The sequence below is a fragment of the Protofrankia sp. CiP1_Cm_nod4 genome (genome assembly GCF_982290645.1).
Genome location: NZ_CEVIVC010000004.1, coordinates 9,055 through 20,421, shown reverse-complemented (window position 1 = coordinate 20,421; position 11,367 = coordinate 9,055). Strand labels below are relative to the sequence as shown.

General features: G+C 69.8%; 9 protein-coding genes. 6 read left to right on the top strand and 3 right to left on the bottom strand.

Translation table 11 applies throughout. The annotated features are described in order from the left end of the window. On the top strand, positions 1-724 hold a 724-nt coding region (locus AC5LSR_RS01890; protein WP_493468080.1), incomplete at its 5' end, for an SDR family NAD(P)-dependent oxidoreductase. Beyond that, positions 721-1,938 carry a CaiB/BaiF CoA transferase family protein gene (locus AC5LSR_RS01885; RefSeq protein ID WP_250282450.1) on the top strand — a complete coding sequence of 406 codons (1,218 nt, stop codon included), beginning with the start codon at positions 721-723 and terminating at the stop codon, positions 1,936-1,938. The genes AC5LSR_RS01890 and AC5LSR_RS01885, both read left to right, overlap by 4 nt. On the opposite strand, the gene AC5LSR_RS01880 is transcribed toward AC5LSR_RS01885, so the two are convergent. Beyond that, positions 1,887-2,729, bottom strand: a complete 843-nt coding sequence (locus AC5LSR_RS01880; protein ID WP_250292131.1) for an enoyl-CoA hydratase-related protein — start codon at positions 2,727-2,729, stop codon at positions 1,887-1,889. The two genes, AC5LSR_RS01885 and AC5LSR_RS01880, sit on opposite strands and share 52 nt — an antisense overlap. Before the next feature lie 338 nt (positions 2,730-3,067). Between AC5LSR_RS01880 and AC5LSR_RS01875 the strand changes: the two genes are divergently transcribed. Further along, positions 3,068-3,376 carry a TFIIB-type zinc ribbon-containing protein gene (locus tag AC5LSR_RS01875; protein WP_493465165.1) on the top strand — a complete coding sequence of 103 codons (309 nt, stop codon included), beginning with the start codon at positions 3,068-3,070 and terminating at the stop codon, positions 3,374-3,376. A gap of 167 nt (positions 3,377-3,543) precedes the next feature. On the opposite strand, the gene dnaE is transcribed toward AC5LSR_RS01875, so the two are convergent. Beyond that, positions 3,544-7,113, bottom strand: coding sequence for a DNA polymerase III subunit alpha (gene dnaE, locus AC5LSR_RS01870; protein ID WP_250282454.1), 3,570 nt, complete (start codon positions 7,111-7,113; stop codon positions 3,544-3,546). Between the two features lie 398 nt (positions 7,114-7,511). Further along, positions 7,512-8,174 (bottom strand): Uma2 family endonuclease, encoded by a 663-nt coding sequence (locus AC5LSR_RS01865; RefSeq protein WP_250282455.1) that lies wholly within the window; start codon positions 8,172-8,174, stop codon positions 7,512-7,514. Between the two features lie 346 nt (positions 8,175-8,520). Between AC5LSR_RS01865 and AC5LSR_RS01860 the strand changes: the two genes are divergently transcribed. From AC5LSR_RS01860 to AC5LSR_RS01850, 3 genes are all read left to right on the top strand, one after another. Then, complete coding sequence (locus AC5LSR_RS01860) at positions 8,521-9,120, top strand: hypothetical protein (protein ID WP_250282457.1); 600 nt, start codon at positions 8,521-8,523, stop codon at positions 9,118-9,120. A gap of 235 nt (positions 9,121-9,355) precedes the next feature. After that, entirely contained in the window at positions 9,356-10,723 is a 1,368-nt protein-coding gene (locus tag AC5LSR_RS01855) for a DUF6114 domain-containing protein (protein WP_493465164.1), read from the top strand. Continuing rightward, on the top strand, positions 10,720-11,367 hold a 648-nt coding region (locus tag AC5LSR_RS01850; protein WP_250286877.1), incomplete at its 3' end, for a hypothetical protein. The genes AC5LSR_RS01855 and AC5LSR_RS01850, both read left to right, overlap by 4 nt.

Genomic DNA, 11,367 nt, shown 5'->3' with positions numbered 1-11,367 from the left:
GTCCGGACTCGGCCGAGCGGCCGCGACCGCGCTGGCAGAGGCCGGTGCCCGGATCGCGGTTCTGGACCTGCCCACGGCGCCCGGAGACGACGTGGCCAAAGGCCTCCCGACGGAGGCGGTCTTCGCGCCGACCGACGTCACGGACGAGGACGCCGTCACGGCCGCGCTGGACGCCGCCGCCGCACTGGGCGACATCCGCATCGTGGTCAACTGTGCCGGCGTTGGCACACCCGGCCGGATCCTGTCGCGCCGCGGCGAGGTCATGCCTCTCGCCCAGTTCGCCCAGCTCGTCCATGTCAACCTGGTGGGCACGTTCAACGTGATCCGGCTCGCCGCGGAGCGGATCGCCAGGGCGGAGCTGGTCGACGGCGAACGCGGTGTGATCGTCAATACCGCGTCGGTGGCGGCCTTCGACGGGCAGATCGGGCAGGTGGCCTACTCGGCGTCCAAGGGCGGCGTGGTGGGGATGACCCTCCCGCTCGCCCGAGATCTGGCCGACCGACAGATCCGGGTCGTGACGATCGCTCCCGGCCTGTTCAGGACTCCGATGCTGGAGGGTCTGCCGCAGCAGGCCCAGGACTCTCTCGGCACCCAGACGCCCCATCCGTCGCGGCTGGGCGAGCCGACCGAGTACGCGGCGCTGGTCGAGCACATCGTCGCCAACCCCATGCTCAACGGCGAGGTGATCCGGCTCGACGGGGCGATCCGGCTGGCACCCCGGTGAGGACACCCCTGCATGGCAGCCTCGACGGGCCCCTCCCGCGGGCCCGCGCCGGCTCCGCGGCGGAGGCCCGCGCGAGCGGACCGCTCAGCGGCGTGACAGTGCTGGAACTGCCGGCCATCGGGCCTGTGCCGTTTCTCGGCATGTTGCTGGCCGACCTCGGTGCGGAGGTGGTCCGTATTCAGAAACCGGCGGCGAAGCGCAGCAGCCTTGACGAGGTGTTCATCGCCGGCCCGCTCGGCCGCGGACGACGACACCTTGAACTGGACCTTCACGCGCACGGCGCGGGCGACGTCGTCCTGCGCCTGGCCGAGCGATCAGACGTTCTGATCGAAGGATTTCGTCCCGGCGTCGCCGAGCGCCTCGGCATCGGCCCCGACGAAGCGCTGTCCCGCAATCCTCGGCTCGTCTACGGCCGCCTGACCGGTTGGGGCCAGGACGGACCACTCGCGCGGACCGCCGGCCACGACATCACCTACCTCGCCATCTCCGGCCTTCTGCACGGAATCGGCACCAGACAGGGGCCGCCCACACCGCCGGTGAACTACCTGGCGGACTTCGCCGGCGGATCCCTCTTCCTCGGTATGGGGCTGTTGGCGGCGGTACTTCACGCCCGGACGTCCGGGGCCGGCCAGGTCATTGACGCCGCGATGGTCGAGGGCGCCGCATATCTCGGAACGATGACACGCACGCTGCTCGGCTCCGGCTCGTGGCGCGACGAGCGCGGATCGAACCTGCTTGACGGCGGTAGTCCGAACTACCGGTGCTACGAGTGCGCCGACGGCCGTTGGGTGGCCATGGGCGCGCTCGAGCCGCAGTTCTGGCAGACATTCTGCGAGGCCATCGGATCCGACCCGACGCAGGTGCCGTCACCGTACGATCGCGGCCAGTCGGATGCTGTCGAGTCATGGCTCACCGGCACCTTCAGGAGCAGGACCCGTGACGAGTGGGCCGAACTGTTCGCGCCCCTCGACGCCTGCGTGGCACCCGTCCTGAGCCTCACCGAAGCGCCAGAACACCCACACAACGTCGCCAGACAGGCCTACACCGAGTTCGAGGACACGCTGGTCGCGCTGCCTGCACCCAGGTTCTCCGGCACGCCGACGACCCTCGCCGCGGGCGGCAACGCCGCAGCCGACGGGCCGGAGATCCTGCGGCAGCTGGGTTACGACGAGACCGGGCTGGCCGCACTTCGCGCGTCAGGGGCGATCACGTAACCGGCTGCCGCGCCGAACAGCGGCCGACGGCTCTCGCTTCTTGCGGACAGGGCTTCAGCCAGATCAGGACCGTCGAACGACCGGTCCATCAGCCGGGCCGTACGCTCCAGCGCCCGCGTCTCGTTGTCCTCAAGGTCGGCGTACACCTGCGCCTTGATCACTGCCAGTGAGGTCGGCGCACAGTTCAGGGCGAGGTCGGTCGCGTACTCCACAGCCGCGGTGAAGACGTCAGCGACCGGCACGGCGAACTGCACAAGCCCCATCTCGAGGGCCTCGGCGCCGGTGATCACCCTTCCGCTCAGGAGCAGATCAAGCGCACGGCCGACACCGAGCGCACGCGGTAACAGCCACGACAGGCCATATTCCGCGACCAGCCCGAGGCGGGCAAAAGTCGTGGCGATCTTCGCCTCACGCGCGGCGAACCGAACGTCGCTGCCCATCATGTACGCGAAACCGATTCCCGCCACCGGCCCGTTCACCGCGGCTATGACCGGGGTGGACAGGCGATGCACAAAGCTGGGCATGTCCTCCTGCACCGGGATGAAGGCGCGTATGGCGGCTGGACCGCCACGGAGCACCTCGACGTCGGCACCAGAACAGAAGCCCCGGCCGCTGCCGGTCACAACAATCGCCCGCACGCGCGGATCCCGGTCCAGTTGACGCATCGCCACGGCATACGCATCCCCCATCGTGCGGGTGAACGCATTCAGGGTGCCGGGTCTGTTGAACCGCACCACGGCAACAGGTCCGTGATGATCGATCTCGATTTCAGCGGTCAACGCACTCTGCATCCCCTGATTCTGTCGCGGCCAGGGGAGGGCCGTTCGGGACGAATATGTACGCGCGTACAGGAACGCCGGCGCTCGGGAGGCGCACTATCACCGATCCGGGTGCGGCCGAACTGGTCAGCGATCTCGTGGGCGGTGCGCCCGGCGCGGTCCGCCTCGGTGGCGACGGTTCCGTGCACGGTGTGGGGGTACGACCCAGCCGCGCCGACGGTCCGAGCCGCGACCGACAGGCCGGTGTGACGTCCCCTGGCCGCATCCGGGACACCCGGTACGCTACTGGCGAATCGAATGATCTAATGGGCCGCACCGGGCGAGTGAGTGCGAGATGGGTGGGTTTCGTCGTGAGCTACACACTGCAGTGTCCCAAGTGCCACGGGGTGATGCGGACCTACAGCCGCAGCGGCGTGCAGATCGAGCAGTGCGACAACTGCCGGGGAATCTTCCTTGACTACGGGGAGCTGGAAGCCATCAGCCGGCTTGAAGGGCAGTTCAACCAGCCCCCGCCGCCCCCGCCGCAGTACACACAGCCCGCGCAGTACGCCCAGCCCGCGTGGGGCGTGCCGCATGGGGGCCACCACGGCGGGCACGGCCATCACGGCCATAGCGGTCACGGCCACCACGGCTTCGCCAAGCTGTTCTTCTCCTCCTGACCGGATCCGCAAGGGCTGTTTCTCGACGGCCGTATCCCGTGTCGTCACGTGACAGGGCCCCGGGACCGCACCGGATATCCGGTCGCGGCACCGGGGCCCTTTCACGTGGCGACGTCCGGTCGCGGAGGACGACATCGAGGGAGTGGACGGCCAGGCCAGGTGGCTGGTCAGGAGGCGACGGCCTTCGTGCCGAGCAGGCTTTTCAGGTCGCCCCAGAACGCCGAGGACGCGTCGACCTCCGGCCCCAGGCGCAGCAGGAGGTTGCTGCGGCGGGGGCTTTCCAGCCGGATGTGCACCGGGGTGTTCCCCGGATGGGTGGCCAGGATCAGGCGCAGCTCGTCGACGAGGCCCGGGGTCACCTTGTGCGTGGGCAGGGAAATCAGCACCGGCGGTCCGGCGTCCGGATTCACGCTCACGTCGAGTGTGGTCAGGTCGTGGGCGAAGATGCTGATGGAGCCGTCGCGTTCGTTGATGCGCCCGCGGACGGAGACCACCGCGTCGGGTACGAGCTGCTCGGAATACACCTCGTAGCTCTTCGGGAAGAACAGGACCTCGACCGACGCGTCCAGGTCCTCGACGGTGACGATGGCCCAGAGGTTGCCGTTGTTCTTGTTGACCCGCCGGTCGATTTTCGCGATCACGCCGGCGATCTGCACCTCGCCCTCACCGCGGCCGCTGTCGAGAAGGTCGATGATCCGGGTGTCCCGGTTGCGGTCCAGAATCCGCTGGGTGCCTTCCAGCGGATGGCTGGAGACGTACAGGCCGAGCATTTCGCGTTCCTGCGCGAGAAGTTCCGGGCGCGGCCACTCGGCGGCGCTGAGATCCAGCCCGAGGCCGATTTTCATCGACTCGTCCGGCTCGTCACCGCCACCGCCACCGCCACCGAAAAGGTCGAACTGGCCGAACGCCTCGTTGCGTTTCGTGCCGATGACGGCGTCGACCGCGGTTTCGTGGACCTGTGACAGGGCACGGCGGTTGTGCCCGAGGGAGTCGAACGCGCCCGCTTTGATCAGGGAGTCGACGACACGCTTGTTGCAGACCGCGATCTCGACCTTCTCCAGGAAGTCCGGGAACGACGCGTAGTCGCCCTTCCGTTCCCGGGTGGCGGCGATCGAGGCGACGACGTTCGCCCCCACGTTACGGATCGCGCCGAGGCCGAAACGGATGTCGTCGCCGACCGGGGTGAAGTAGAGCGTCGACTCGTTCACGTCGGGCGGCAGCACCCGGATGCCCATCTTGCGGCATTCGGCGAGATACACCGCCATCTTGTCCTTGTCGTCCCCGACGGAGGTCAGCAGTGCCGCCATGTACTCGGCCGGGAAGTTCGCCTTCAGATAGGCGGTCCAGAACGAGACGACGCCGTAACCGGCCGTGTGGGACTTGTTGAACCCGTATCCGGAGAAGGGGACCAGCACGTCCCACAGCGCCTGGGCGGCCTCGGTGGAGTAGCCCTTCTTCGCCATGCCGGCCATGAACTCCGCGTGGTTGGCGTCCAGCACCTCCTTCTTCTTCTTGCCCATGGCGCGGCGCAGCAGGTCGGCCTCGCCCAGGGTGTAGCCGGCGAGTTCCCGCGCGATGGTCATGACCTGCTCCTGGTAGACCACCAGGTGGTAGGTCTCGCCGAGAATGTCCTCCAGTCGGTCCTTAAGCTCGGTGTGGATCGGGGTGACGGGCTTGCGGCCGTTCTTGCGGTCGGCGTACTCGATGTGGGAGTTGGCCGCCATCGGCCCCGGCCGGTACAGCGCGAGAACGGCGGCGATGTCCTCGAACTTCGTCGGGGCCATCAGCCGCAGCAGGCTGCGCATGGGGCCGCCGTCGAGCTGGAAGACGCCGAGGGTGTCCCCGCGGGCCATCAGCTGGAAGGTCGGGGTGTCCGCCAGCGGGAGCTTCTGCAGGTCGATGTCGACGCCACGGTTCTTGCGCACGTTGAGGATCGCGTCGTCGATGACGGTGAGGTTGCGCAGGCCGAGGAAGTCCATCTTCAGCAGGCCCATGTCCTCGCACTGCGGGAACGGGAAACCCGTGATGATGGCGCCGTCGGCGTCCCGCCGGTGGATCGGCAGGACGTCCAGCAGCGGCTCGGAGCAGAGGATCACCCCGGCCGCGTGCACCCCCGTCCCGCGGGTGAGGCCCTCCAGCCCACGCGCGGTGTCAATAATCTTGCGGACGTCCTGGTCGGTCTCGTAGAGGCCGCGCACCTCGGCGGCCTCGCTGTACCGCTCGTGCGCGGGGTCGAGGATGCCGGACAGCGGAATGCCCTTGCCGAACACGTCCGGGGGCATCGCCTTGGTGATTTTGTCGCCGAGGGCGTACGGGTAGCCCAGCACCCGGCACGAGTCCTTGACCGCGGCTTTCGCCTTGATCGTGCCGAAGGTGAGGATCTGGCACACCCGGTCCTCGCCGTACCGCTCGGTGACATAACGGATCATGTCACCGCGGCGGCGTTCGTCGAAGTCGAGGTCGATGTCCGGCGGGGAGATGCGGTCGGGGTTGAGGAACCGCTCGAAGATCAGCCGGTGCTCGATCGGGTCGAGCTCGGTGACGCCGAGGACGTAGGAGACCATCGACCCGGTCGCCGAACCACGCCCCGGGCCGACCCGGATACCCTTCTCCCGGGCGTACCGGCAGATGTCGGCGACGACGAGGAAGTAGGCCGGGAAACCCATGTTGGCGATGACGCCGATCTCGTACTCGACCCGGTCGAGAACCTCCTGCGGCGGATTCGCGCCGAAGCGGTGCTCGACGCCGCGGGCCACCTCCTTGCGCAGCCACGAGAGCTGGTCCTCCCCCGCCGGGACGGGGAACCGCGGCATCCGGTCGACATAGGCGAAGACGTCGTCGTACGGCTCGACCCGTTCGGCGATCAGAAGCGAACTGTCGCACGCGCCGGGAACCTGGTCGTCCCACAGGTCGCGCATCTCCTCGGGGCTTTTCAGGTAGTAGCCGTCGCCGTCGAACCTGAAACGTTTCGGGTCGTCGAGCCGTTTCCCGGTGCCGACGCACAACAACGCGCTGTGCGAGTCGGCCTGGTCCTTGGTGACGTAGTGGCTGTCGTTCGTGGCCAACGGCCGCAGATCGAGCCGGCGGGCGACGTCGAGCAGGCCGTCGCGGACCTTCCGTTCGATCGCGAGCCCGTGGTCCATCAGTTCCAGGAAATAGTTCTCCGGGCCGAAGATGTCCCGGTAGGTGGCCGCGGCCTGCAGCGCCTTGTCGAACTGGTTCAGCCGCAGCCGGGTCTGTACCACGCCGGACGGGCAGCCGGTCGTGGCGATGATTCCCTCGGCGTGCTCGGCGATCAGCTCCTGGTCCATCCGGGGCTTGCGGTAGTAGCCGTCGAGCGAGGCGATACTGCTCAGCTGGAAAAGATTGCGCAGCCCCGTCGAGTTGGCCGCCAGCATTGTCATGTGGGTGTAGGCACCACCGCCGGAGACATCGCCGCCCTCACCGTCCGGATCGGCGTCGCGCTGCCCGCCGTCACCCCAGAAGACGGGTTTCTTGTGGTGCCGGGCCTCCGGTGCGACATAGGCTTCTATACCGATGACCGGTGTGATGCCGGCCTTTTTCGCGGCCTGGTGGAACTCGTAGGAACCGAACATGTTGCCGTGGTCGGTCATCCCCACCGCGGGCATGCCCAGCCGGGCCGCTTCGGCGAACAGCAGGCCGACCTTCGCCGCACCGTCCAACATCGAGTACTCGGTGTGCACGTGCAGGTGGACGAAGGAATCACCCTTGGACATTGGTCCCCTTTCGCACCGTACGGCCTCGACGAAGACCTTAACGCCTGGGCGCTCCCACCCGGGGCCTCCCCACATCGCGCGTCGAGTAGGCGTGTCGGACAGCCGCTCCCATTATCACAATTCGATCAACAATCGCAAATCAGGATGCTGGTCCTACGCATTGCCACGCCTTGTTCTACGCATTGCCATGCCCCGCCCACCGGACGCCGGAAGATCGAAGAATCGGCACTGGAAGCCAGCCACACCGTTCTCGGCCGATCACGGGCGGCTACAAGTATCCGCGTGCGCTCCGGACGGCCGGGCCGTCGACAGCGGAAGGACCGTACGGCCGCCCGGCCGGCCGGGCCCGGAGCCCGGCCCCGTGATCGTGGGTGCGCCGCTCGGGCCGGCGCGGCCGCTCAGAGCAACAGATCGGCGGGGCGCACGGTGACGGGGAAGGGCTCGGTGAGCTCGCGGCGGTCGCCGCCGCGGACGGTGTCGACGACCTCGTAGATGCCATGGCGGCCAAGCCGGTGGACGGTCATCGACGGGACCTGCGGATCGATGATCCAATAGGAACGGATACCGGCCTCCTGGTAGGCGGTCCGCTTGCGCCGGGTGTCGTACGTGCGGCCGTAACGGGAGAGGACCTCGACCACGAGGACGGGCAGGACCGCCTCCTGGTCGGGCAGGACGAGGACGTCCGGCTGGAACTTCCTGGTCACCGACACGGGCACGTCGAACGGCGCGATCAGAGTGCGCGCCGGGCCGACCTCACCCGCACGGAGGATCATCCCGAGGTTGAGCACGACCCGCTGGTGACGGTAGCTGGGGGCGGGGCTCACGACGACGACACCGTCGAGGAGTTCCCAGCGCCGCTGGCCGTGGGGCGCGTGCTCGAGGGCGTCGGCTGTGTAGCCGCCGGGCTCGACAGCCCGCAGGAAGGCCAGGCCCTCGTCGAAGTCGATCCGGCTGACCGGCAGCGGCCAGCCGGCCAGGCCGGCGATGTCCACCGGCCCGCCGGCCGGCTCGCGGGCCGGCTCGCGGGCAGCCGGGTCATGCTTTACCGCCACAGCTGTCATGGTGCCACTCCTTCGTTGACCGGACGGCACGTTTGCTGCAAAGCATACGCCATGGTGTGACGTTCCTCTGGCGATACGTCGACAGTGCCCACCCGGTAGATCTCCGCATCCACCCGCCGGATCTCCACCCAGTGGATGCCACCCGACATCTGCCCACCCGGTAGACGTCGGTCCGGCAGGCCACGGCAAACCCACGGGCCGAATCATCCGATTCATTGACACTTGTGCGAGAACAGTGGAACTCTCAGCCGTAAACGTCAGGGGGCGGCGGAGGTGCCGGTCGGCCGGCCTCAACGGAAGCGCACCTCCGCGCACAGGCGAGGTACACGATGATCAGCCGTACGCAATGATCAGCCGAAGCCGGCTGTTGGCGGTGGGCGGGGTGGCGTTCACGCTGCTGCTGGCGATGGTCGTCGTCGTCCTGTCGGGAGGCGCAGCCCTCCCGTTCGCGCTCGGCAGCGTCGGTTCCTTCGGCGTCGCCGGCGCCTCGATCGACACCGGCGAGCCGGCTCAGCCGGGCAGCTTCACGCTGGTACCCAGCATCGACGGGAACTCGGCCCCGGACGGCGGCCAGCTGCCGGCGGGCGAGATCTACATGAAACAGGCGCTGATCGACGGGCTGGTCCTGGAGAAGGCATTCGAACTGCCCGGCGGGCTGGGTACCTGGAAACTACGGATCAACGCTCCCGGACGGACGAAGGTGACCGGCCTCACGCTCGGCGCGTCCCGGATCTGCGTGGAATCGATCGATTTCCACGGGGTCGCCATCGACGCCGCCGGCGGCGCTCCGCTCGCCTCCATCCGGCTGGACGCCGGCCGGGTCGTGCTGGTCGGCGCCGGGGTCGAGGCGACGAGCCTGCGGTCGACCGGCCTCTCGCTGGGCAGCATCCAGGTCGGCATCGAGCGCGGCGGCTACGACCCGCAGAAATTCCGTTGCCTGGCATGAATGCTTCGCGCAAGCGGCCGGACGGCCCTCACACGAACGACCGGACGGCACGATCCCACCTTTTCACCGCTTTTGCGGCTTACACCGTTCTTACCGCTTTTGCTGCCCGGTTCTCCCGCTCCGCGGTTTCGTGGCCGTCGCCGGCAGGAGGCCCGGCGCCGGCCACGAAACGGTCCGGTGACGCGGGCCCGGTGGCCTGATGGCCCGGCCATGGCCAGCAGGGGCGGCAACGAACGTGTCCGCCACGCCACCGCGTCCGCACCGCCCGGCCCACCTGGCGAAGCCGGCCCACCCGGCGCGGCCGGCCCGCCCGGCGAAGCCGCCCCGTCGCCACCGCGAGCGCGCCCGGCCCGTGGTGGCGACGGCCCGGCCGCTGTCCGACGACCGGCTGTCGGCAGCCGGGACGCCGTGGCGGGCAGCCGTGCCGACCATGGCCGGCGGGGCCGCCATCTGCTACTTCAGCTTCTCGTTCGGCCCGGCCTTCTTCGCCGCCGACGTTGCCGTGTACGGGCTGGCTGTCGGTCTGCTCATCGTCGCGTTCGGCCTGCTGATGCTCTGGTATCCGGGCGCGTGCGCGGCGCTGGGCCTGCTGTCGGTCATCGGCGGCCTGATCGCCTTCCCGATCGCCGCCGGCGGGCTGGGGGCCGGCTCGCTGCTGGCGATCATCGGTGGGTCGCTCGCCGCCGCGTGGACCCCGCCACCGCACGGCGCGTTCCTCGCCGTGCGCGCCGCCCGCGCCGGCGTGCGGGCCGCGGCGGCGGCCATCGACCTGGCGCTGGCCGGCGTCATCGTCGTCGGCCTCTACGCGACCGTCCTGAACGGGCCGGTCAAGGAGCACATCGCCGTCTGGTACGCGCTGCATCTGGCGGCCTGGCTGCTGGTTGTCGGGCCGGGCGTCGCCGCCGCCCTGACCCCGGGCCGGCTGCTGCTCGGCATCCGGGTGTTCACGGCGCCGGGCCCGGTAGCCGCGGTAGCCGCGGCGGCACCGGGTGCCGGCCCGGCGACAGGCAGCACCGTGTCGGGCACCGCCGTGTCAGGCAGCACCATGTCAGGCAGCGCCGTGGCGACGGGTACCGCGGCGGTGCCGGCCGCCCGGGCGGTGCTCCGCGAGGCACTGCGCACGGTGGAGGTCGTCGGCACCGTCGAACTCGTGCTGCCGCTCCCCCGGCACGTCGGTCTGGGCCCGGCCGCGCTGTGCGCCGCCGTCGTCACCGCCGGCTGGCTGCTTCTGCTGTGGACCGGCCGCGTACCCCACGACCTGATCCCACGCACACGGACGGTCTCGCTGCGCGTAGTCACCGCCCCGACGGCGTCCTCCCTGGCAGGGCCCGCCCCGGCCGCGGGCTCCCCGCCTGCCGACACCCGGCCCGCGGCCGCGGTCACGAGTTCCTCGGTTTCGGATGCCCAGCCCACGGCCGCGGATTCCCCGCCTCCCGATTCCGCTGTTCCGCCTTCTCCGCTGCCAGCCGCGGGGGTCCTGCCCCGCACCGCCCCGGATTCCGCCGCCCCGGATTCCGCCGCCCTGGATTCCGCCGTCCTGGATTCCGCGGCCGAGCCCGACCGGCATGCCACGGGCCCGGCACCGGACCCGGACGCCCGGTGACCCGTTTCCCACGCCACCTCGGCGCGTCGTTGTCCCTGCTGGTCGTGGGCTCGGCCGTCCTGATCATCGGCATGGCCGGCACGGCCTCGGCGCGTGCCGGGGGCGCCAACACGTTCCACTGGACGGGCCGGGACATCGAACTGCGACAACTGGCGCTCGGCGGCACGACCAGCCCGGCGGACGGGGCCCCGGCCGCGCTGCTGCGCATCGGCGACCTGGTCAGCGCCGCTGACTTCCGTCTGGAGAAGGAGATCCGCCTCGGCAGGCTCGGAACGTGGACGCTGGAGGTGACCGCGAACACGATAACCACGACCGGCACGCCGGCGGAGGCCGCGGCGGGGAGCGAGGCCTCGGAGGCAAGCGACATCACCGCGCCCTTCACCTGTGTACGGGATGCCGGCGTCCACGGCTCGGGCCGCGGCACGGGGCCGCTGCTGGACCCGTCACTGAACCGTGCGCTCGATGTCGATCCCGCCACCGGCTATCGGGACACCGTCGTCTCGGCGGCGGTCGGCCTGGTCGGGCGCGGCGACGTCCTGCTGACGCTGGGCCGGATATACAGCGAGTCCGGCCGGATCACCATGCCCAGGCTGCGCCTGACCGGCGCCTCGGTGCTGCTGCGCCCCGGCGGCTACTCCCCCGGT